The organism is Nocardia sp. NPDC059228, assembly GCF_042754245.1.
In the GTDB taxonomy this organism is placed as follows: domain Bacteria; phylum Actinomycetota; class Actinomycetes; order Mycobacteriales; family Mycobacteriaceae; genus Nocardia.
Genome location: NZ_JBHZAL010000044.1, coordinates 1 through 21,592, shown reverse-complemented (window position 1 = coordinate 21,592; position 21,592 = coordinate 1). Strand labels below are relative to the sequence as shown.

Genomic DNA, 21,592 nt, shown 5'->3' with positions numbered 1-21,592 from the left:
TGTCCTCAGTTCCTCGTCAGGATGTGAATGGCAACGGCCGCTTCCTCATAGCCGAGGAACCCTCCGCCGTTTTCTTGAATGGCGTGGCGTGCGCCGTCTACTTGCCGATCGCCCGCTTCGCCCCGGAGTTGGGTCACGAGCTCGTACAGTTGTCCGAGCCCGGTGGCGCCAATAGGGTGGCCCTTCGATTCCAGACCGCCGGAGGGGTTGACTGGCACGCGGCCGCCGATGGTGAAGTCGCCGCGTTCGGCGGCCGCTCCCCCCTCCCCCGCCGCCGCCAGGCCGAGATTCTCGGTTTGGATTATTTCGCCCATGGCGGTCGCGTCGTGGACCTCGGCGACGTCGATATCATCGGGCCCGATCCCCGCCATTTCGTACGCGGTGAGAGCGGCGAGGCGGCTGACGTGAAGTTCGGGCTGTTCGGGCCCGCGTTTGGAGAAGCTGCGCATCACGCTGGCCGCGATCCGGATGCTGCGCTGCCGGTCCGCACCGATGCGCTCGAGACCCTCCGCTGTACAGAGGAGGACAGCAGCGGCGCCATCCGAGAGCGGCGAGCACATCGGCAGGGTCAGCGGGTAGGTGATCGGGGGAGCGGCGAGAACTTCCTCGATCGTGAACGGCTTGCGGAACTGCGAGTAGGGGTTGTGCACCGAGTGCTGATGGTTCTTGGCTGAGACCGCGGCGAGCTGGCGTTGGGTCGTTCCCCAGGTCCTCATGTGATTGCGGGACAGCGCGGCGTAGATCGCCATGAACCGGCTGTAGGGCTTGTTGGACTCCGATCCCTCGGGAATCGCGACTCCCTCACCGATGCCGATGAGCTGGGCGTAGTTCTCGTCGGCGCGTGCGACGTCCCACCCTGCCTCGAACAACGCCATGGCGGCGGCTCGGTCCGGGACATTCATCTTCTCCGCGCCGATGGCGAGGGCCACGTCGTTGGTGCCGGCCTTGAGGCTTTGGACTGCCAGGTGCACTGCCGAACTGCCCGAGGCGCAGGCATTCTCGACGTTGAAGATCGGGATCGACTCGATGCCCAGCTTGCTCAGCACGACCTGCCCCGGGATGGCGTGCTGCCCCTGCAGCGGACCGTTGGTCACGCCGGAGTAGAAGGCGGCGCGCAGGTCGGAGACCTGGCAGCCAGCGTCTCGAACGGCGCCGCGGAGTGCTTCACCGGCGAGATCTTCGAGCGAACGGTCGGAGTGTCGCCCGAAGACCGTCATGGCGGTGCCGGCAATGAAGATATCGGTCATCTCAGATTGCTTTCGAGGTGTGGGCCCAATAGGTGTCACGAAGGTCCTTCTTGAGGACCTTGCCGATGCTGCTGCGAGGGAGAACATCCATGAAATCAACGGTCTTGGGCGTGCGTACGCTGCCCAGCTTCGCCTTGCAGAGCGCGATGAGCTCCTCCGCTGAGACCGACTCGCCGGGATTCAGTTCCACGACGGCCTTCACGGCCTCGCCCCAGTCGGCGTCCGGAACGCCGATGACGGCGCAGTCCTGGACCGCGGGGTGAGACCAGAGCACCTGCTCGACCTCGCTGGGATAGACGTTGAAACCCCCGCTGATGATCATGTCCTTCTTGCGGTCGGTGATGTGCACATAGCCCTCGGCGTCGAGGTGGCCGATATCGCCGGTGTGCAGCCAGCCGTCGATGATGGTTTGGGCGGTCTGGTCCGCGGCTTTGTAGTAGCCCTTCATCACCAGGTCACCGCGTACGCAGATCTCACCGGTTTCGCCGGCGCCCAGCACGCGGTTGTGGTCGTCGAGGATCTCGACCCGAACCAGCGGGGTGGGTCGCCCCACCGACGAGAGCCGTTCGTCGCCGGCGACGGCGCCGTCGGTGAAGTGTTCGGCCGGTGTCAGGAAGGAGATCGACGCAGGCGCCTCGGTCTGGCCGTAGATGCCGGTCATCGCCGGACCGAAGACGGTGAGTGCCTTGCGGAGCTTCTCCACTGACATCGGTGCGGAGCCGTAGAGGAAGTACTTCAAGGAGGAGAAGTCCACCTGATCGATCCCGGGAATCTCCAGCAGGCGATAGATCACGGTGGGAGGCAGGAAGAGCTCGGTGATGCGGTGCTGGGGGATCTTCTCGAGCATCGCGCCGGCCTCCGGCCTGGGAAGAATCACGACGGAGCCGCCCCGGGCGGTCGCGGGCAGGGTCAGCACCCCAGCCGTGTGGGTCATCGGTGCGGCGGCCAGGTTGACCGGGTTCTCATCGGCGCCATAGGGAAGCGACAGCATGAAATTCGCCACGAACGTCTGAACTGTCCGGTGGGTGTTCAGCACGCCCTTGGGCTTGCCTGTTGTTCCTCCGGTTGACGACAGCATCACGGTGTCGTCGAGCGAGACCACCACAGCAGGGTCCGCGGCCGATTGGTTGGCGATCCAGTCTTCCAGCGACACCGCGTCAGGTGCTTCTCCATCGATACAGACCCAGCGCCTCACCTTTGGCAAACCGGAGCGGACCTCGGCGATCACCTGAGAAAGCCCAGCCTCGAAGAAGACGACCTCACAGTCGAAGTCGTCAAGGATGGCCCGGTTACTCTCAGCTGCCTTGTGAGCGTCGACCGGAATACACGCCAGGTTCGCCCGCCACATGCCCAGCGTGGAGATCCACGCGGTGGCGTCGTTGCCGGACCACACTGCCCCCTGGGTTCCGGTCGTGAAGCCTTCGGCCAGCAAGGCATTCGCGATACGGCAGGACAATTCGCCAGCCTCGGTGAAGGTATAGGTCCGGTCGTCCTGGATGTAGGCATCTCCCTCCGGATTGATGCGCCAGCCGCGGTCGAAGAAGTCAATAATCGCCATGAAGGATCCCCTGAAGTCGGGCTCGGAAGTGTCGTGTGACAATGCGCAATAAAGCGCCGCAGCGGAGGTGCCGCTGGAGGTACGCGATTTGATGGGCCTGGATCTGCCGTTTTCAGTCGCCGTCGTACACGTCGAAATGATCTACCGGGCAGGTGATGATCTCCGCGTGAGAACCGGGTCGATTGAACGCGACAGCATAGGAGATTCGCCACGCCGTGATGCGCTGCGGATCTATGCTCGGCAAGGCTTTCGAGACTGCGGGGGCGAAGCCCTTGGCATAGTCGAGTAACGCCGTGTCCTTGGTTCCACCGAACCCGTTGGCCATGACGACGCAGAGTCGTCCGGCTGGAGCTGCGAGGCTATTGCCGTCCGGGCTCAGCTGCCACGCCGCGCGGTGGACACCTCCGCTCGCGAAGGTGATATCGCGGTAGGCCTGCTGAACGGTCATTCGACGATGATGGCCGATAGGCGGCGCTCAGGTCTTGGCCTCGCGCGACACACTTTTGGCTTTTCCGGACACGGTTGTCGCTGCCGCCAACTGGGCTCGATACTCACCGGGGGTGGCGCCAAACCAGCGTTGGCATGCCCGGTTGAGGCTGCTTTGCTCCGAGAATCCAAGCAGGCCTGAGATCTGTCCGAGATAGAGCCGAGGTTCCGCGAGGTATCGCATGGCCAGTTTGCGGCGCTCCTCATCGACGATGTCATGGCACCGCATTCCCTCCTCGGCGAGGCGCCTTTGGAGCGTCCGCGGGTGCATCGCCAATTGCTCGGCGATCGCCTCGGAGTTCGCACGGCCCACAGGGAGAAGACGACGGCTCAGCGCCGCCACCCGGTCGGAGAGATTCGGAGTCAAATGGAGGAACTCGCTCTTCAAGTACTTGGTTGCGAGGCGATGGGTCTCAGGGTCTGCGCTGTCGATTAGTTTGTCGGACAGGGAGGCCGAGACTTGGAAGAGGCACTCAGTTTGGTTGAAGCGGACCGGACAGCCGAGAGCGTTCTCGTAGGACGAGTCCGGACTGAGCTTGTGATGCATGAACGAGACCATCTCGAGGTGCGCGCTGCCACCGGAAAGGAGAGCGACGATCCGCGCGAAGTTCGCGATACTCAACTCGTAGGCTTGGCGGAGTTCTGATAGGCCCTGCTCAGTGATCTCGTAGTGGAAGATCAGTTCGGCCTTGCGAGGAGTCTCCTTTACCTCCAGGTGTAGGGCCGGCGAGTGTGCGTACATGAACCGGGCGACCTCGGTGAGTGCCTCTCTCAATGTCCGCGCGTTGCGCACGATGACCGCGACTGGCCCGAGGATGTCTAGCCCCTGCCATTGCGAAAGACGAAGTCCGAAGTCAGGACAAAGCAGCTCGTCGGCTGTCGCCTCGATCATTCCCGCCCCCGCACGGAACGGGATAAACGCATCGGGTTCGTGTTCGACGTTGATCGGGAGCTGGAATCGAGCCAGGTACTTCTCGGGGTCGCCTCCGAGCTGCCTGACGAGCGTTGAGTAGCCCCGCAGGTTCGTCGCACGAATCAAGCTGCTCACCTGGCGTCACCCGCGTCCCTCATGTCTCGGACCTTAGACCAGCACCGGCTGGTGATCGATCGCTAGCCTGAACTCGTGGCAGCACGTAGACCGCCGCTGGGAGCGGGAGTAGTGGGGTCGGGCCGGCCGGCAGACCGGGGTCGGCGATGATGTCAAGTGGCATGGTCCGCGCCCTGTCCGCCGTACTCCTCCGGCACGGCCAATGCGGTGAGACCCGCACCGGCCAGCTCCCGCGGCTCCGCGCGCGGGTATTCAATGCTCGCAGCCCGCTGCAACTGGCCGGGCGTGAACTTCTCACGGGCGAACTTGCGGATGTTGTCGCGGAAGACGAGGTGATCCTCCGCGTCAGGAAGAAACCGCGACCGTCGTTGACCACGATCGGGGTCTTGTTGATCAGCCGGACCGCGTTGACGGCCCGCGACACCGTTTCCCGGTCGGTGAGCGGCCCTGTATCTAACTACGTCAAGATCAGATCCGTCGTTAGTTCATCTCCAACACGATGGACCACGATCGAGTGTGAGCGCCCACAACTCGGACACAAGCGCGCGGTCACAGCCATCCTTGGGTCGAGTGATGTCCGGCCGCCAAGGTCCGGGCCCTCGAGTCGCAGCGACCTCAATGCCGATTGCCAGTCACCCGCCGCATCGCCGATACCTTCACCACAGGACCTGCAAACTATGTGGCGGGCACCGTCTGGCCCCTGTTGAATCAGGAGCGATGCCCCTAGCTCGGTGGTAGCACCGCCGGGGTCAGGTACGGCGTCAGTCTTCCTCACCGGCGCGTCAGCCTTCGCCAATCGTGAGGAGAGCGCCTTCCGACGTTCTTCAGCTGTGGCCTCGGAATCCACGTCACCAGCCGAGGTCACCACTACACCGTAGATGTTGCGTGCCGCCATGTCGGAGACGAGCCGGGCCCGCACATCTTCGGCAACCGACTCCGGTTTCCGTTCCAAGGGGTCGCCGTAGCCACCTCCTCCTTGCGGGATCACGTTAACCACGTCACCGGAGGTAAGAACGAAGGGCGGCGGCTTCGCGCCGAACACATGTGTATCGCCGGGAATCGCGTCGACGCTGTCCGGGACATATCCGTCCGACAATCGCTCGTATAGTGCTGTGTTCGTCACGCACTCATAGCCTGCCGTGGCGCCGGGCAGGCCGCCGAACAGTCCCGCGCAGTTTGGCTGCGCGATACCGTGAGTCGCCAGCGTCGCCTGAATCGCGTCCACCCCATGAGGTGTGATCGCGAACTCCGACGTGACTCCGCCGCGGTGCATGCCCGGGCCGCCGGTGTCACGGCGTTGCCGCCGCCACATGTACAGCACGGGAACCGCGTTCTCTTTCGTCTCGACGTCTAGGATGTGCGCTGTCGGACCGACGAAGGCGCCACCAGCATCGATTCCGTCACGATGCAGGTATGCTCCGCCGCCCCACGCGACCGGGTCGAGGAACATGTCGCCGAACGGTTCGCCACGCGTGTCCAGGCCAAACAGGTTGAGCAGCGGCCAACACCCGTCACTGGTCGCCGTAGCTTCGTCACGCAGGTCTTCGCCGCAGGCCGCGAGCTTGCTCAACGCCGCGACGACGGTGTGGCTGGCGGTCCACGCAGCGGCCACCGACGATGCGCTGACCGGCGCCGGCGGGAGCGGATGGACGATCGTCCCCGGTTCGGTTTTCACCGCGATCGTCCGCAGGATGCCGGAGTTCCAGCTCGGGGCGTTTGCACCCAACAGCGGAAAGACGCCGCTGATGATGGCGCCGAGCGTGGCCGGCTGGGTGCTGTTGATGAACCCGGGAGCCTGTGGAGACGACTGCGAGAGATCGAAGGTTAGCTGCTCGCCCTTCTTCGTCAACACGCAAGTGATGTGATAGATCTCGTTCGAGTGCCCATCGTGGTCCAGAAAGTCGGTATGGGTGAACACCCCATCCGGCAATGTCGACAGCGCGCTTCGCACGGCGGTCTCGCTGTGGTCGAGCGACCGCGACATCGCCATCAGCACGGTGTCAACGCCATACCGCGCGTGCAGCTCCCGGATGCGGCGGTGCGCGACTTCGTTGGCAGCCGTCATCGCCGTCAGGTCCATCTCAAGTGACGCGGCCAGACGCGAGGCACCCAGAATGATCTGGTAGATGTCGTCCTGCCGCTCACCTGCTCTGCGCAACCGCACCGGTGGCACCCGCAGGCCTTCCTGGAACACATCGGTCGCGTTCGGGCACCAGCTGCCCGGCTGCATACCGCCCACGTCCAGCTCGTGCGCGCACGCACCGGTCCACGCGACCAGTCGCCCGTCGATGAACAGCGGCGCAACGATCTGAACATCGTTCTGATGCGCCGCAGCCAGGTACGGGTCATTGCAGAAGAAGACGTCGCCGTCGGCAATCGAATCGCCGAATCGTTCCTGGATCAGTTTCACCAGCACCGACATGGTCCCGACGGGAATCATGTAGAGCATGCCGACCGTGGCCATGTCACCGTCGGGTGTGTAGATGGCGAAGTTGAAGTCCGACGCGTGGACCACCGGCGATCCCGACACGTGCACCATCGTCGTGCAGGCCTCGTCGTTGATCGCCGCCAGTCGGTGTCGGATCACCTCATATGTAACCGGGTCGATCTCCGTGTCATCGGCGGTCCGATCGGGGGGCTGAGCAGTCATCGCAGATTTCCTTTCGTAGAAATGATGATGCTGCGGTCGTGATTCATCTCCGCCGATTGACCGGAGCCGACGAAGACCGACGTGTTCGGCAGCTCGACGACTGCCGGTCCATTCACCCGTGTGCCCGCAGCCATCCGGCTGCCCTCGAAGATGTCGACAGGAACCGCCGCCGCCAACTCGGGAAGATAGATGTCCCGAGTCGTGGCCACGGCGCCCACCGAATCGGCGGCCGAAGCGTCAACGTGCTGTGCGTCGGACAGATTGCCACTGGGCGGTGCGCTGGCGTCGACCCGAAGCGTCACGAGTTCGATTCCGGCGCCGGCCAGCGCCGATCCCTTGCCGAACCTCGCCTCGTACTCCGTGACGAAGTTCTGCGGCAGTTCGTCGAGATCCTGCTCGGTGAGGGCCTGGCGCGGCAGTTCGATCGACAGCTCGTGAATCTGGCTGCGCATACGGACGTCAGCGACGAATCGGAGCGTGACATCGTCCGCTTTCGCGCCCTGCGAGACCAGGGTCTCGATGGCGCTGCGCGCGAGGTTCTCCAGGATTGGGTTCACATCCGACGGTGACATGGCCATCGACGCGCGCTCGGTGCTGGCCGGGGTGCTGAGAAGCACCGATCGCTCCGTGGTGGCCCGTAGTTGCGACGTCGCGATGCCGTATGCCGAATGCACCGCCGCGGTGCTCGGAACGATCACTGTGCTGATTCCCGCGTCTGCGGCCAGGTAGGCGGCGTGCGTCGGTCCTCCGCCGCCGAACGCGACAAGGGTGAAATCGCGCGGGTCATGCCCCTGCGAAATGGTCACCTGTCGGATAAGGTCGGCCATCTTGTTGTCGGCGATGGTGCGAATGGCCGCGGCCGCTTCCATGACGCCGAGGCCAAGCGGCTTGGCCACCTTCTCCTCGATGGCCTTCACTGCGAGATCCCGGTCGAGGGCCAGTTTGCCTCCCAGTCGCGCGTTTGCCTCGATGAATCCGAGCACCAGGTTCGCGTCGGTGACCGTCGGGTCAGTTCCCCCCTTGCCGAAGCAGGCGGGCCCGGGCGTCGAACCGGCGCTCTGTGGGCCGACGTTGAGGAAACCGTCTCGCACGGCGGCGATGCTGCCCCCGCCCGCACCGATCGTGTGGACGCCGACAGCCGGCAGCGCCACCGGATACTGGCCCATGTAGTAGGAGGTCGACATAGTCGGCAGTCCATCGGTGACCAGGCCGACATCGAATGATGTGCCACCCATATCTGCAGTGACCAGGTTAGCCAGCCCTGTTCGCTGGCCTACCTTAGCGGCACCCGCGACACCGCCCGCAGGCCCGGACAGCAGCGTTGACGCGGCCGCGGCGATCGCTCGACTCACGGTGCTCAATCCGCCGTTGGACTGCATGAGAAACGGCTCGGACTGCAGGCCTTTGGCCTTCAACTCGTCGGCCAGGCCGCTCAGCGAGTTCCCGAGGATCGGTCCGATGTACGAGTTGATCGCCGTGGTCGATGTCCGCGAGTACTCCCGGATCCGGGGGATCAGCTCGGAGGAGATGGTGGTGAACATCTGTGGGCTGAGCTCGGACACTATCTCTTCGATCAGGCGCTCGTGCACCGGATTCTGGAACGACCACAGCAGACTCACGGCTATGCTTTCGGCGCCCCGGTCGATAAGCGTTTGCACCGCCTCACGTGCAGCAGCCTCCGTTAGCGGCGCTACCACCTTGCCGTCTTTGTCGATACGCTCGGCAACCTCCACGACGAGCCCGGGATCGACCAGCGGACTCGGTTTGGTCAGCTGGCTGAGTCGGCGCATTTCGTCCTCGGACCGCCCGTCGCCGCGGCCGCCCGCGAGCATGATGGACAGCGTGTCGCCGAAACCCTTTGTCTGAATCAGTCCGACTCGCGAACCCCTGCGCTCCAACATCGCGTTGGTCGCCACAGTCGTACCGTGCGCAAATCGCGAGACCTGCCGCAGGAAGTCCCCGAGCGCGATTCCGACGTCAGCCGCCGCCATCTCGAGAGTGGCCAGCACCCCATCCTTGAGATCCCCGTGTGTGGTGGGCGCCTTGAACTGCTTCACCGATCCGCTCGCGTCGAGTACGACCGTATCGGTGAACGTTCCCCCGATGTCGCTGCTGATGATGTAGCTCATTGGATTGACCGCCCGCCGTCGACATCGAGGCAGACGCCAGTCAGCATGCTCGCCTGATCCGAGGCCAGGTATGCGATGGCGTTGGCGACGTCCTGCGGCTCCGTCATCCGGCCGATGGGCACGTTGGCGGTCATAGCGGCTACCGCCTCGGCGCCGAGCTGGTCGACACCGAGAGCGTTCTTGATGAACCCGGTCTGCGAGACGAGCGGATTGACAGCGTTCACCCGGATCTGCGGACCGAGTTCGCTGGCGAGGCTCCTCGTCAGCGTGATCACCGCACCCTTGGTTGCGTTGTAGATCGTCAGCCCGGGCCGCGGCCTACGGCCTGCGATCGATGCGGTATTGACGATGACACCACCACCACCGGTGTTCTGCATTGCCAGCGCGGCGTACTTGCACCCGAGGAAGACGCTTCGCACGTTGACTGCGAATTGCCAGTCGACCGTCTCGGTATCCATCTCGATCATGGGTCCTGACAGGTGCGGGAGGCCGGCATTGTTGACCATGACGTCAAGGCACCCGTAGGTGTCCACCGCCGTCTTGACGACGTTCTTCATGGCGGACTCGTCGAGCACATCGGTCTCGACCGCGATCGCCGAGGGCAGATCGGCCGCCACTGCTTGTGCGCGTTCGAGATTCACGTCTGCGATGACGACGTTGGCGCCGGACGAGCCAAAGGTTCGGGAGGTGGCCTCGCCGAAACCTCCTGCGCCTCCCGTGACGATGACCGTCTTGTCTTGGAATGAGATCTGCACGAGCTAAGCCTCCATGTGTGCCGTATGTTGAAACAGTGTGCCGATTGACGCAACAGTGGCTGTTATTTTCGCCACATCCTGTGTTCGGTGTCAAGGGGTAAGATCAGTGGTTCTAACCGGAGTCCGGACCGGCATCCAAAAGCAAAACTGCAGGCAGGCACGACAAAATCCGCGGGGGACCACCCAGTGACCGTCCCCACGAGGTCCGGTCGGTCCAGGGATTACGTCCCCAACGGTTACCGCGCCAGCACGACGGCTACCGCGCCAGCAGTTTGTCCGAGATCAGCTTCATCTGGATCTCCGAGGTCCCTTCGAAAATCTTGGTCAGGCGGGCGTCTCGCCAATACCGCTCTGCAGCGAAGTCCGTGGTGTACCCGGCGCCACCGTGGATCTGCAGGCCCTGGCTGGTCACCCATTCGGACATTTCACTCGCCGACAACTTCGCCATTGAGGCCGCGAGGCCACCGCTGCCTTCGCGGGAATCAATCAGCCGGCAGGCTTGGTGCATCATCTGCCGATTGACTTCGATCCGAGTTGCCATATCGGCGATCTTGAACCGGATCGCCTGGAAATCCGCGATCCGAGAGCCGAACTGTTCCCGCTGCTGCGCATACGCGATCGCGTCTTCCAACGCGCCCTGGGCCAGCCCGATGCTGCGCGCGGCGGTATGTGCACGAGCCGTGTCCAGCGTCGTCATCGCCGCGTAGAAGCCTCGCCCCTCTTCGCCGAGCATCGCCGACGCCGGAAGTCGCAGGCCGTCGAACGTCATCTCCCAGGTCTTCCAACCCCGGTAGCCGATCTTGCGAACGGGGGTCGCGTTGATTCCGTCCGGGAATCCGCCACGTTCCTTGTCGATCAAGAAGATGCTGATGCCGATGTGTCGGCGATGTGCGTCGGGGGACGCGCTGGTACGTGCGAACAAGAGAATGTAGTCGGCGCGGTCGGCGAAAGTGCACCACATCTTGCTGCCGGTGATCACCCAGTCCTCGTTGTCCTGCACCGCTCGACAGCTGATGTTGGCGACGTCGGAGCCCGCCTCGTTCTCCGACAATGCGAACGCGCCCAGGTATTCTCCGCGTGCCACCTTCGGCAGCAGGAGGCGGCGCTGCTCCTCGGTGAAGCCCGGCAGCAGGCCGTTTCCTCGCGCGATGAGGCTGGCGACGCTCATCCAGCCACGCGCGAGTTCCTCTGCGATCAGGCAGTATTCGAACACTCCCAGGCCCAGACCTCCGTACTGCTCGGGAATCAGGATCCCGAAGAATCCCATCTCGGCCATCTGCGCGATGAGTTCATCGGGGATCGCGCCGTCGACCTGGTCGAGTTGATTCGCAACGGGCAGCACCTGCTCGTGTGTGAACGTGCGGGCGAGGTCTTGGATTTCTTTCTGGGTTTGAGTAAGCACGTCAGGCCTCCAATCAAGAAGGGAGAGAGCGATTGATGACACACGCCGTCGTCGGCGTCACTGGTTCGGCATCAGCGCCTCACTCAGATCTGCGACCGGACGACCATCGGCGAGGTCTTCGATCACACGGAGCGCCGCGACAGCACCGGTGTCGCCCAGAAGAGGGGCGGCAAAAAGCGCGAACTTCTCTCGGGCCACGGCGCTGCGGGTCGCGGCGGCTGGCACGCGAGCCGAGTCTGCCTCCGTCGACAATGTGGTTCCGTCGGTGCGCACAACGGTCACGGATGCCTGTTGAGTTCGAAGCGCCGGATCGAAACGAATTCGCACCCGCGACGCCAGCTCTCGGACCAGTGGATCGGAAACGACCGATGGGTCGAAATCCGTTGCGGTGCAGTGGCCCCGCACCATGGCCAGTGCTGCGGTGAAGGCGATGCTGAACTTGGCCTCGAGGGCGGTCTGCGGATCCTCGATCGCGCAGACCGTCGACAGGAGCTGCGCGGCAGCGACCTGAATCTCAGCGACGGACGCATGGTCGCATCGAGTGCGCAACTCCAGCATGCAATCAATGACCGCATGCGTGCCGAAGCACGATGCATGGCGTTTGTTCAGCACGTCGCGGAGGAACCACCGCTGCGACACCGAGAGCGTCGCGAGATCGATTCGGCCCTGATGACCGTGAGCGTCGACGAATCCCTGGGGACCGAAGACCCCGTCCACCGGAGCAGACATCGGTGACGCCGCGAGCTGCGCCGCAAACACACCGGCCTCCGCTGCCCGTCCGACCTGCAGGGACTTCGCGGCAGTCCCGAAGGCACGACGCAATCCGGCCGCCGAAGTCGCGGCGAAGCCGAGAGCGCGTTCGGCCATCCTTGGATCACTCGAGATGATTCGCGTCGCTCCGATCGCGGCACCGAAGCACCCCACAGTGGCGGTCTGATGGAAGCCCGACGCGTAATGCGCCGGTGAGAGCGACGCGCCGATCCTGGCCTGGCCCTCGAATCCTGCGATGAATCCTGCGAGCAGCCGATCGCCGGTGGCGCCGGCCGCCTCCGCCTGGGCGAGCACCGCGGGCAACAGCGGTGCCGATGGGTGGATACTCGCATCGGCGAGCCAGTCATCGAAATCCAGTAGGTGTGCCGCAGTTCCATTGACCAGTGCGGCCGATCGAACGTCACGGCTCTCGCGTACGCCGATCAGCGAGCAATCGCCGGGCGTGGTGACTATCCCTCGAATGTCGGCCGCTTCGTCTGCGCCGTGCGCACCGAACGTCACGGCGATCGTGTCGATGATGCAGTCGGTGGCCGCTGCCAGCACATCGGCCGGCACCGCTGGCACCTCGATCGCCGACACGATGTCGGCCACCTCGCGATCGAGGTGGGTTGCCTGGGTTGACGCTTGCGCTCGCGAGTACCGGGACCGGATCGCCTCGCCATGCTCGTCGAGCATGGGTGCGCGGCGCACTGGTCCGGCAGTGGTCCGGGAGAACTTGATCGGCTGTCCGGCGACGGCCAGCTTCCGGCTGGTTCCCGGGTGTTCCAGTTCGACCGCCATGTGCCGAGCGGCTACCTGCTCTCCCGCCAGGATTTCCGCGGCATTGCACACGTCACCGACCGGCACCTTGCCCCCCATAAGGCCCGCGATCTGGGCCCGTGTCCGCGATCGCGTCCAGTCCGACAGGACCTGGTAGGTATCGCCGCGGTGAGCGACGCGCTCGGCGTTGGTGCGGAAGTCCGGATGATCGATCAGATCGGAGCGGCCGATCAAGTCGCACAGCATCGCCCACCGATTGTCGTTCGGCGCCGCGACCGCGACCCAGCCGTCGGCGGCAGGCAGGATGTCGAACGGACTCAGCAGTGGATGCTTGTTGCCCTCGGCCACCGGAATCCGGCCGGTGTAGGAGTACTGATAGACGATCCGCTCGCACAGTGACAGGACCGAGTCGTACATCGCCACATCGACGAACTGGCCGGCCCCATGCACCCGCGCCTCATAGAGGGCCGAAACGATGCCGAGCGCCAGGAGCGCTCCCGGGAAGATGTCGCCGACACCCGGACCGACCTTGATCGGGGTGCCGTCCTCGGTTCCTGTCACGCTCATCAGGCCGGCCATCGCCTGGACGACGATGTCGAAGGCGGGCCAGTCCTGATACGGGCTCACACCGGAGCGAGGATTGCCGAATCCGCTCAGAGCCGCGTAGACCAGGCGCGGATTCGCAGCCGAGAGTTCGTCGTACGACAGGCCCAGCCGGTCCATAACCCCGGGCGTGAAGTTCTCCACGAGGATGTCGGCTTCAGCGGCAAGCGCGCGGAGGGTATCGGCGCCCGCCTTCGACTTGAGGTCGAGCACCACGCTGCTCTTTCCGCGGTTCACGCTCTGGAAGTACCCGCCGAATGCGCGTAGTTCGTCATCGTCGGAGAACGGGCCGGCGGCCCGGGTGACGTCCCCGGCCGCGGACTCCACCTTGATGACCTCCGCCCCCATATCGGCGAGCATCATCGTGCAGTACGGGCCGGCGAGTGCATGGGTGAGATCGACGACCTTCACCCCGGTCAGCGGCCCCATCAGAGCTCCACGACGACAGTCTTGGTGTGCGTGTAGTGGCTGAGCGCCTCGAGACCCTTCTCACGTCCGTAGCCGCTGTTCTTGTTGCCGCCGAACGGTGTCTCGATCGCTGCGGCGAGCCAGGCGTTCACATACACCTGGCCGGAGTCCAGCTGGTCGGCGAAGCGCAATGCGCGCGAGAGGTCGCGGGTCCACAGACCCGAGACCAACCCGTAGTCGCTGTCGTTCGCGATCGAGAGCGCTTGCTCGTCGGTGTCGAATGGGATGACCACCAGTACGGGCCCGAAGATCTCCTCGCGTGCGATCCGCATGCTGTTGTCGACAGCGGTGAACACCGTCGGCTCGACGAACCATCCGCCGCGAATGTCGTCGGGCCGCCCACCTGTTGCCGCGGTCGCGCCCTCATCCGCGGCGATCCGGAAGTAGTCCTGGACCTTGTGGTACTGAGCCGGAGTGGACAGCGGGCCCAGCCGTCCCGACTGCCGCAGTTCGTCGCAGGCTCCGACCAGGCGCTCGACGACCTGGTCGTGAATCGACCGGTGGACCAGCATCCTGGTTCCCGCCGAACACACCTGCCCCGCATTGAAGGTGAACGCGTTGAGCGACCCCGGGATCACCCGGTCCAGATCGGCGTCATCGAAAACGATGTTCGCCGACTTGCCGCCGAGTTCCAGTGTCAACGGGATAATCCGGTCGGCAGCGATATGGCCGATCTCGCGGCCGGCGCGAACCGACCCGGTGAACGCCACCTTCCGGACCTTCGGGTGGCGCACGATCTCGGCGCCGGCATCGAGCCCGGTCCCGTTGACCACGTTGAGCACACCCGGCGGGAAGCCGACTTCGTCGGCGAGTTCGGCCAACCGGGTCGACGTCGACGGGGTGAACTCTGACGGCTTCAGAACGACGACGTTGCCGGCCGCCAGCGCTGGCGCGGCGGCCCGTGCCGCCTGATTGAGCGGGGCGTTCCACGGCGTGACGATCCCGATCACTCCGTACGGTTCACGACGCGTGTAGCAGTGATATTCCGGGCCGAGGTCGATCGTCGATCCCTGGATCGCATTCACGAGTCCGCCGTAGAACTCCAGATAGCCTGCTGCGCCGGCGATCTCGAGAGGGGCCTGCCACGCGGGCTTGCCGGTATCAGTACTCTCCAACTTCGACAGCGCCTCGATCTCACGATTCACCGCGTCCGCCAGTCTCATCAGCAGGCGACCCCGCTCGATCGGTTTCTGCTCACGCCAGCCGATAGCTGCGGCATCGGCGGCGTCCACCGCCGCCACGACGTCTGCCCGTGAGCCCGCTGCCACTGTAGGCAGCGGCGATCCGTCGGCGGGGCTCATGCGATCGAGATACTCGCCGGAAGCCGGCGGCGTGGTCTGTCCGTTGATCCAGTGATCGATAGTGCTCATGTCGAAATCCTTTGTCTGCGCTGCCCATTGGTGCGCGATCGTGCCGCTAGTGGCTGAATGTCGTGGTGCGTGACATACCGAGCAGTCGGCCGCGTTCGGCGTTCACCAACGCGAGCTTGCGACTCGCTTCGTCGATCATCTCGTCGCCGAGCATCACCGCTCCGCGGCTGCCGCCCGCCTCTGACGTCGCATGCGCGTACGCATCGAGGATCATTTCCGCCTTGTCGTAGTCCGCCTGGCTGGGCGCATAGACGTCGTTGGCGATGTCCAGCTGCGCAGGATGGAGAACCCATTTCCCGTCGAAACCGAATGCCGCCGACCGCTCAGCAAGGGACCGGTAGCCGTCGGCATCGTGAATGACCGCGTAGGGGCCATCGATCGCCTGCAGCCCGTACTTTCGGCTGGCCGCCGCGATCGCCATTAACACCGTGTCGAATGGATTCACCCCGCCGGCAACAGGCGCGCCGATGGTGAGGGCGGGCATCTTCATCGCCGCCATGAAGTCGCCCGGGCCGAAGATCAACGTCTCGGTGCGAGGCGTGGCGGCGGCGATGGCATCGATCTCACTGAGCCCTGCTGGACCTTCGATCTGGGCTTCGATCCCGATACTCCCCACCGGGATTCCGAATTCCTTCTCCAGCTGGGTCAGCAGGATATCGAGCCACTGGATATGGGCTACGCGTTCTACCTTCGGCAACATGATGCAGTCGAGGTTCTGGCCCGCACCACGGACCACCGTCAGGACGTCGTCGTGCGCCCATTCGGTGTCGGCGTCGTTGATTCGTACTACTCGCGTCTTCCCCGACCAGTCCCCCTCGTTGAGGGCCGTCACGATCGTTTGTCGCGCAGGCGCTTTCAACGATGGCGCCACGGAGTCCTCCAAGTCGAGGAAGATCTGGTCGGCGGGCAGCGTCTGCGCCTTCGTGATCATTTTTTCGCTGCTACCTGGCACCGCCATGCAGGAACGGCGGGGCCGATAGGTTCGGGATTCGGTCACGATCTATTCACTCGCTTTCATTGACAATTGAGAAGTGGATTCGATACCGGTGCGTCCGTACGGCGACGGACCTCATGCGGCCGGTGCGTCCGCGCGGCGACGCACCTCGAGCGTTCGTTTGGCCTCGCAGACGACCTCGCTGCGCTGGTTGATCCCGTAATGCTGGAAGGTGACGACCCCGCCGGCATCATCAACGGCAAGGACCTCCGACAGTGCGGTGATGCTGTCGCCACGTTTGACCGGCGACCTGAACGCGATCGCATCGAGGCCCCGTTCGCGGACACACTGCGCGGTCGTGTCCTGAGTCGCGAGACCGATCGTCAGAGAGAGTGTCAGGCCACCGAAATTGATGCGCTCACCAAACTCGGTGTCCGCCATGGCCTCGTCACTGAAATGCCCGTCCGCACTATTCATCACCAGGAGGGTCAGGCCGTTGAGGTCGATATCGGTGATGGTGCGGCTCCGGGAGTGGCGGAACCGAGCACCGATCTCGAAATCGTCGAGGAAGCCCGACGGAACCTTGCGCGTGTTCGCTTCCGCCGGACGCCTGAGCACCAGGTTGGTTCGGTCGAACTCGACGACCATCGCGCCGTCCGCAGCGAATCCGCGCGTATGCCAGGTGACGATCCCGAAATCCGGGCGCGATGCGGAGTCTTTCGCCTCAACGACAACGCTTGAGGCGTAGAGCGTCTCCCCCGGGTAGACGTCTCGAGCGAAGACGACGTTGCGCGCCCCGAGAAACGCTCCGCCGACCTCACTCAAGTCCTCAACGCTCAGACCGAACACCACCGAGAAGACCAGCATCGGATTCACAACCTCATCACGATGGCCGGCGCGTATCGCGTGATCGCGGTTGAAGTGGTTGGGGTTGAACGCCAGGTTCTGGGTGCTGAACTGGACGTTGTCGGCGGCGTCGATCGTCCGTCCCCAGTGGTGGTTGAACGTCTTTCCGACCACGTGATCTTCGTAGAAGTTCCCACGCGAGACCAGTGGCCAGTCTGAGAGATCGATAACCATACCGTTCCATTCTGTGGCACATCGTTTTATTATTTGGCACATTGATAGTGGCTCAGCACTGTGTCGGCGTCAACAGGCGCTCACCACCTTTTTTGGACCGACTTCGACGGCGTTGTGCCGCAGAGCGGAACGATCGACACGATTCGTGCCATAATCGGGGATGTCATGACGAAGAGTGTCATCACACGAGAGGACGCGATGAGTACCCCAGACGATGACAATGCGCGTACGAGCGCGGCCGGTGCGCAAACACTCATTCGTGGGCTGCGGGTGATCGAGGCGCTGGCGGTCACCACTGAGCCGATCGGCGTCGGCGACCTCTCACGCTCGCTGGACCTGCCAAAATCGACCGTGCAAAGACTGCTACGCACCCTCGACCAGGTTGGGTGGGCAGAGGCGGTTTCGGTTCCGATCACCAGGTGGCAGCTAACCCCCCGCCTGCTCTCTCTGGCCCAGTCCGGCACCCCGGCTCGCTCGCTGCGCGACATCGCGTTGCCGCATCTGACAGCGCTGGGGTATCAAACCGGGGAGACAATCCACTTCTGCGTTCCGAATGGTTCAGAAGAACTCGTCCTAATCGAACGTATCGATTCGATCCACCCGGTGCGCACCTTCAACCAGATCGGCGCCGTCTCGCAAATGCACAACACAGCATCAGGCAAGGCGTGGTTGTCCACGTTGGAGACTGCTGAGCTCGACAAGTTTCTCCAAGCCCCCGTGGTAGCTATGACCGATGATTCGATCACCGACACCGAAGTGATTCGGGCCCAAGTGCTTCAGGCGCGCGAGCTCGGGTACGCGGTGAACCTGGGTGAGAATCGCCCCCATGTCTGCGCCGTCGGCGCCGTGGTCATCGGCGCGGACTCGAAACCGCTTGCGACAGTGGCGATCAGCATGCCCGACTCGCGCTTCGAGGCGGCGCGGGTGCCTGAATGGGGCGCAATGGTCGCGGAGGCGGTAGCCGCGATCGCGCGGGACTTCTAGGCACTGGAAACCGACGGTGTTGGCGCGTACTTCAGCCAGAGGCTGGACGAACGGCGAGGCGATATCATCTGCCCCAACGCCGCCAACGCTCTGGGCCGCACCCTAGTGCGACGCGGCTACGACATCGCTATGTTGCAGCGTTGTTACCGGGCTTTGCAGTGCATCAGCTGGGCCAAGACAATGACTTCTGCCCTGCCGTGAAATCACCGATCCGCAGCTGCCACCGGCTGTTCTGGATCTGCAGTGGGACCACCTGAGCCGCAGCATATCCCACGCCAGCGTGCGCACCGAACGCCTGCAGGCTGCTGTCCGCGGATCCGGGTCGGGTCACCCAATGGACCGCGCGGCAGAATCCGCTCCGAGATGATCTACTGCTGGATCTGGCCGGTGCCTTCGAAAACCCTAGTCAGGCGGGCGTCCCGCCAAAAGCGTTCGACGCGTCGCTCGGTGGTATACCCGTTGCCGCCGTGTAGCTGCATCGTGCCCCAGCCTGGTCAGCCGGTGCCCTCATACAAGGGGAACAGGACGGGGAACCGCAACACCGGGCCTGCGTCCTCGGTGTGCTTCACGAACTCGGGCAGTTCCTCGGCCAGTGCGGCCACGGCCTCGCCCGGAGTGAGCACCGGTGCGACCGGAACGCCGACTGCGATGAAGGTCGGCGACGACCGTCGGAGCCCGAACTTGCCGAACCTAGACATCGGACTCGAAGTGGAGTCGGTCCGTCGATGCCCACCAGTGCAGGGCCGACAGGAAAGCGGCGAGTCGTTCCGCCTCCTTCCCGGGGCCACCCGCCGACGGTGCCGCGGGCGGCCCTGGGGCAAGGTCGAGCGGTGTCGGCGCCGTCGACGGCTCCGGGTTGGCGCCGCGGGTGCGGCGATCTGGCGAGCGGGCGCCGGCGACGATGTCGAGTGCTATGTGATTCAACGAATTCCTCCGATCGCGGCGTCAGTTGGTGCGGCCGGCAGCGGTTCGCTTCGGCTGTGGACGTAGCCGTCGAGATCGATGACCATCACGCGCTCGTCGTACTGGTTGGCGAGTTCGCCTTGGATGCGGACCTTCGCTCGCCCGCCCCGCGCCGATGCGACATCGGTGATCGTGACCCGGCCCGTGAGGGTGTCCCCGGGGCGGACCGGTTTCGGCAGCGTCATGCTCCTGATGTCACGTCCGGCGACGACGGCCCATCGCGAGTAGACGCCGGCCACGGCCAGTCGTTGAAACACGCACAGGGTATGTAGTCCGCTGGCAATCACCCCGCCGAAGTGTTCGCCGTCGCCGACATGGATCGCCAGCGGATCCCACTGCTGCGCGAACGCGCGGATGGCCTCCTCGGTCAAGCTGTGTCGGCCGAGTTCCTGTGCGACACCGATCATCTCGGTGAGGTCCTCGGAATACAGACGCTCGTCCACGGACCGGCTCGCGTTCACCGGGAGTACAGGTCGCGGGCGATGATCATCTTCTGGATCTGCGGTGTGCCGTCACCGATCTGGTAGCCCGACACGTCGCGCAGCATGGCCTGCAACGGCCTTTCCTTGGACCAGCCGATGTGGCCGTGCAGGGCGACACAGTCGAGTAACGCCGTGTCCTTGCTTCCACAGAACCCGTTGGCCACGACGGCACAGGGTCGTCCGGCTGGAGCTGCGAGGCTATTGCCGTCCGCGCTCACCTGCCACGCCGCGCGGTGGACACCTCCGCCCGCGAAGGTGATATCGCGGTAGGCCTGCTGAACGGTCATTCGACGATGATGGCCGATAGGCCACGCTCAGGTCTTGGCCTCGCGCGACACACATTTGGCTTTTCCAGACACGGCTGTCGCTGCTGCCAACTGTCCGGCGCCTTGAGTACCGTATTCACCCCACGCCAACGCGGTCTTGCTCGCGAGTGTGCGCAACGCGATATCTTCGGCTCGCGTCACCCGCTCACCCTCTACCGCCACGCCCTCCATCACCAGCGGCAGCAATCCCGAAAAGGGCATGGCGGCAGTATCTGTGAGTGCACGAGACTGTGGTAATCCCGTCGACAGGCGGCGTCTGTGCTGGAACTCAACGCCAGCAGCAACCAGGAGATGATGCATCAGTGGTTGAGGTGGATAACGTTGTTGCGCTTGCGCGGCAGCGCCCTCGGGTTCCGCAGCCTCACCAACTACATCGCAAGATCGCTACTGGAGACCAGCGGCTTCAGACCCCAACTACATCCCCGATCGTGAAGAGCGATGTTACCCTCGACCATCTGATGTTAGGGCCGCTGAACGACCCAATTCTGCTCTGCCGCAAGGATGCATACGCGACGTCAGCGCGCTATCGAAGAGGCCACTAAACCCGCTTTACACAACCCGGAAAGCGGTTCCCAAATAGCCTGTTGACCGGTCGAGACGCCGCACGAGTTCACTCAAACAAGCCACTCGCATTTCCGGAGGAGAAACGCTGATGACTGAATCAAAGCCTGACACGATCGTTCTTATTCACGGCATCGCGATGACGCCGTTGTCGTGGGAGCACTGGGTGCCGCACTACGAAGCCAAGGGTTTCAAGGTGCTCACTCCGGCCTACCCTGGCATCGAGCCCGGTGAAGCGGGTGTGGCCGCGCTCCGAAAAGATCCGTCGCCATTGGCCGGACTCGGCACCGGTCAGGTCGTTGAACATCTCCAGGCGTTCTTGGACAACCTGGACACGAAGCCGATCATCATGGGCCATTCGTTCGGCGGAATCTTCGTTCAGTTACTCCTCGACGCTGGCTACGGGAGCGCCGGAGTGTCCATCGACGGTGGTGGCACCAAGGGCGTGAAGGCGACGCCGCTGACTGAGATCAAGGCTGCTCTGCCTGTCGTTGGCAATCCTGCCAACAAGGACCGCGCGGTCACGATGACCGAGGAGCAGTTCCACTACGCCTTCACGAACAACCTCACCGATGAGGAATCGAAGGCTGTTTACGATCGATACGCGGTCGCCGTGGCAGCCAGGATGATCTTCCAAACGGCCTTGGCCAACGTCACCCCGAACGCGGCTACTACCGTCGACTACTCCAACGACGACCGTGCGCCTCTGCTGTTCATCGCAGGTGGCCACGACCACATCCTCCCGCATGCCATCCAACATGAGAACTATAAGAAGTGGGCTAAGAATTCGACTGCGATCACTGCCTACGAATTGTTCGAGGGTCGGGACCACTTCACCTGCGGAGAGCCCGGTTGGGAGGATGTCGCCGACTTCGCTCTGGAATGGGCGCTGAACCCCGTAGCTGGCGAACTACCCCCGAGGTAGTTCGGCGGCTGCGGACCGACGGTTCGATCTCGATCCGCGACGGGTCACTGCACTCACACGGGTCATACTCACGGAGGGCGCTCCGCTGAAG

At 64.0% G+C, this 21,592-nt stretch carries 18 protein-coding genes and 2 pseudogenes; 2 read left to right on the top strand and 18 right to left on the bottom strand.

Going from position 1 to position 21,592, the window contains the following annotated elements:
- Positions 1-5: 5 nt before the first annotated feature.
- The 13 genes and pseudogenes from ACFXKA_RS37780 to ACFXKA_RS37720 all read right to left on the bottom strand — a co-directional run bounded on the left by ACFXKA_RS37780 (position 6) and on the right by ACFXKA_RS37720 (position 17,260).
- Positions 6-1,247: a thiolase family protein gene (locus ACFXKA_RS37780; RefSeq protein ID WP_379431064.1), complete on the bottom strand. Its 1,242-nt coding sequence runs from the start codon at positions 1,245-1,247 to the stop codon at positions 6-8.
- Between the two features lies 1 nt (position 1,248).
- On the bottom strand, positions 1,249-2,805 hold the full coding sequence (locus tag ACFXKA_RS37775; protein ID WP_379431063.1) for an AMP-binding protein: 1,557 nt from the start codon (positions 2,803-2,805) through the stop codon (positions 1,249-1,251).
- Between the two features lie 112 nt (positions 2,806-2,917).
- A complete protein-coding gene (locus ACFXKA_RS37770; RefSeq protein ID WP_379431062.1) occupies positions 2,918-3,253 on the bottom strand; it encodes a hypothetical protein in 336 nt (111 codons plus the stop codon).
- A 27-nt stretch (positions 3,254-3,280) separates the two neighbouring features.
- Positions 3,281-4,339: an AraC family transcriptional regulator gene (locus tag ACFXKA_RS37765; RefSeq protein ID WP_379431061.1), complete on the bottom strand. Its 1,059-nt coding sequence runs from the start codon at positions 4,337-4,339 to the stop codon at positions 3,281-3,283.
- Positions 4,340-4,491: 152 nt separating this feature from the next.
- A pseudogene (locus ACFXKA_RS37760) lies at positions 4,492-4,668 on the bottom strand (acyl-CoA dehydrogenase family protein); the annotation flags it as partial.
- Between the two features lie 128 nt (positions 4,669-4,796).
- Positions 4,797-6,989, bottom strand: coding sequence for a hydantoinase B/oxoprolinase family protein (locus ACFXKA_RS37755; protein WP_379431060.1), 2,193 nt, complete (start codon positions 6,987-6,989; stop codon positions 4,797-4,799).
- A complete protein-coding gene (locus tag ACFXKA_RS37750) occupies positions 6,986-9,118 on the bottom strand; it encodes a hydantoinase/oxoprolinase family protein (RefSeq protein WP_379431059.1) in 2,133 nt (710 codons plus the stop codon). The genes ACFXKA_RS37755 and ACFXKA_RS37750 overlap by 4 nt, the downstream gene beginning before the upstream one ends.
- Positions 9,115-9,873 (bottom strand): SDR family oxidoreductase, encoded by a 759-nt coding sequence (locus ACFXKA_RS37745; protein WP_379431058.1) that lies wholly within the window; start codon positions 9,871-9,873, stop codon positions 9,115-9,117. The genes ACFXKA_RS37750 and ACFXKA_RS37745 overlap by 4 nt, the downstream gene beginning before the upstream one ends.
- A gap of 256 nt (positions 9,874-10,129) precedes the next feature.
- Positions 10,130-11,317, bottom strand: a complete 1,188-nt coding sequence (locus ACFXKA_RS37740) for an acyl-CoA dehydrogenase family protein (RefSeq protein WP_379431057.1) — start codon at positions 11,315-11,317, stop codon at positions 10,130-10,132.
- 15 nt (positions 11,318-11,332) lie between these two features.
- The gene (locus tag ACFXKA_RS37735; RefSeq protein WP_379431056.1) at positions 11,333-13,837 is read right to left on the bottom strand and encodes a CoA transferase; all 2,505 of its coding nucleotides are present in this window, start codon (positions 13,835-13,837) and stop codon (positions 11,333-11,335) included.
- Entirely contained in the window at positions 13,837-15,246 is a 1,410-nt protein-coding gene (locus ACFXKA_RS37730) for an aldehyde dehydrogenase family protein (RefSeq protein ID WP_379431055.1), read from the bottom strand. The genes ACFXKA_RS37735 and ACFXKA_RS37730 overlap by 1 nt, the downstream gene beginning before the upstream one ends.
- 46 nt (positions 15,247-15,292) lie before the next feature.
- Positions 15,293-16,204 (bottom strand): HpcH/HpaI aldolase/citrate lyase family protein, encoded by a 912-nt coding sequence (locus tag ACFXKA_RS37725; RefSeq protein WP_379431085.1) that lies wholly within the window; start codon positions 16,202-16,204, stop codon positions 15,293-15,295.
- A 111-nt stretch (positions 16,205-16,315) separates the two neighbouring features.
- Entirely contained in the window at positions 16,316-17,260 is a 945-nt protein-coding gene (locus tag ACFXKA_RS37720) for a MaoC family dehydratase (protein WP_379431054.1), read from the bottom strand.
- Between the two features lie 165 nt (positions 17,261-17,425).
- Here ACFXKA_RS37720 and ACFXKA_RS37715 point away from each other — a divergent pair, with 165 nt between their 5' ends.
- Positions 17,426-18,244 (top strand): IclR family transcriptional regulator, encoded by an 819-nt coding sequence (locus ACFXKA_RS37715; RefSeq protein ID WP_379431053.1) that lies wholly within the window; start codon positions 17,426-17,428, stop codon positions 18,242-18,244.
- Positions 18,245-18,612: 368 nt separating this feature from the next.
- Here the strand turns inward: ACFXKA_RS37715 and ACFXKA_RS37710 are convergent.
- The 5 genes and pseudogenes from ACFXKA_RS37710 to ACFXKA_RS37690 form a co-directional block, all read right to left on the bottom strand.
- A pseudogene (locus ACFXKA_RS37710) lies at positions 18,613-18,723 on the bottom strand (acyl-CoA dehydrogenase family protein); the annotation flags it as partial.
- 15 nt (positions 18,724-18,738) lie between these two features.
- Positions 18,739-18,942 (bottom strand): hypothetical protein, encoded by a 204-nt coding sequence (locus ACFXKA_RS37705; RefSeq protein WP_379431052.1) that lies wholly within the window; start codon positions 18,940-18,942, stop codon positions 18,739-18,741.
- Between the two features lie 222 nt (positions 18,943-19,164).
- Positions 19,165-19,650, bottom strand: coding sequence for a MaoC/PaaZ C-terminal domain-containing protein (locus ACFXKA_RS37700; protein WP_379431051.1), 486 nt, complete (start codon positions 19,648-19,650; stop codon positions 19,165-19,167).
- Positions 19,651-19,664: 14 nt separating this feature from the next.
- On the bottom strand, positions 19,665-19,976 hold the full coding sequence (locus tag ACFXKA_RS37695) for an acyl-CoA dehydrogenase family protein (RefSeq protein WP_379431050.1): 312 nt from the start codon (positions 19,974-19,976) through the stop codon (positions 19,665-19,667).
- A 27-nt stretch (positions 19,977-20,003) separates the two neighbouring features.
- On the bottom strand, positions 20,004-20,216 hold the full coding sequence (locus ACFXKA_RS37690) for a hypothetical protein (RefSeq protein ID WP_379431049.1): 213 nt from the start codon (positions 20,214-20,216) through the stop codon (positions 20,004-20,006).
- 451 nt (positions 20,217-20,667) lie between these two features.
- Between ACFXKA_RS37690 and ACFXKA_RS37685 the strand changes: the two genes are divergently transcribed.
- Complete coding sequence (locus ACFXKA_RS37685; protein ID WP_379431048.1) at positions 20,668-21,501, top strand: alpha/beta hydrolase; 834 nt, start codon at positions 20,668-20,670, stop codon at positions 21,499-21,501.
- Positions 21,502-21,592: the final 91 nt, after the last annotated feature.

Excerpts from the sequence above, each read along its gene's own strand:
- ACFXKA_RS37780 (WP_379431064.1), bottom strand. The coding sequence starts at position 1,247 with ATGACCGATATCTTCATTGCCGGCACCGCCATGACGGTCTTCGGGCGA.
- ACFXKA_RS37775 (WP_379431063.1), bottom strand. The coding sequence starts at position 2,805 with ATGGCGATTATTGACTTCTTCGACCGCGGCTGGCGCATCAATCCGGAG.
- ACFXKA_RS37770 (WP_379431062.1), bottom strand. The coding sequence starts at position 3,253 with ATGACCGTTCAGCAGGCCTACCGCGATATCACCTTCGCGAGCGGAGGT.
- ACFXKA_RS37755 (WP_379431060.1), bottom strand. The coding sequence starts at position 6,989 with ATGACTGCTCAGCCCCCCGATCGGACCGCCGATGACACGGAGATCGAC.
- ACFXKA_RS37750 (WP_379431059.1), bottom strand. The coding sequence starts at position 9,118 with ATGAGCTACATCATCAGCAGCGACATCGGGGGAACGTTCACCGATACG.
- ACFXKA_RS37735 (WP_379431056.1), bottom strand. The coding sequence starts at position 13,837 with ATGGGGCCGCTGACCGGGGTGAAGGTCGTCGATCTCACCCATGCACTC.
- ACFXKA_RS37730 (WP_379431055.1), bottom strand. The coding sequence starts at position 15,246 with ATGAGCACTATCGATCACTGGATCAACGGACAGACCACGCCGCCGGCT.
- ACFXKA_RS37725 (WP_379431085.1), bottom strand. The coding sequence starts at position 16,204 with ATGGCGGTGCCAGGTAGCAGCGAAAAAATGATCACGAAGGCGCAGACG.
- ACFXKA_RS37720 (WP_379431054.1), bottom strand. The coding sequence starts at position 17,260 with ATGGTTATCGATCTCTCAGACTGGCCACTGGTCTCGCGTGGGAACTTC.
- ACFXKA_RS37715 (WP_379431053.1), top strand. The coding sequence starts at position 17,426 with ATGACGAAGAGTGTCATCACACGAGAGGACGCGATGAGTACCCCAGAC.
- ACFXKA_RS37705 (WP_379431052.1), bottom strand. The coding sequence starts at position 18,942 with ATGTCTAGGTTCGGCAAGTTCGGGCTCCGACGGTCGTCGCCGACCTTC.
- ACFXKA_RS37695 (WP_379431050.1), bottom strand. The coding sequence starts at position 19,976 with ATGACCGTTCAGCAGGCCTACCGCGATATCACCTTCGCGGGCGGAGGT.
- ACFXKA_RS37690 (WP_379431049.1), bottom strand. The coding sequence starts at position 20,216 with ATGCCCTTTTCGGGATTGCTGCCGCTGGTGATGGAGGGCGTGGCGGTA.
- ACFXKA_RS37685 (WP_379431048.1), top strand. The coding sequence starts at position 20,668 with ATGACTGAATCAAAGCCTGACACGATCGTTCTTATTCACGGCATCGCG.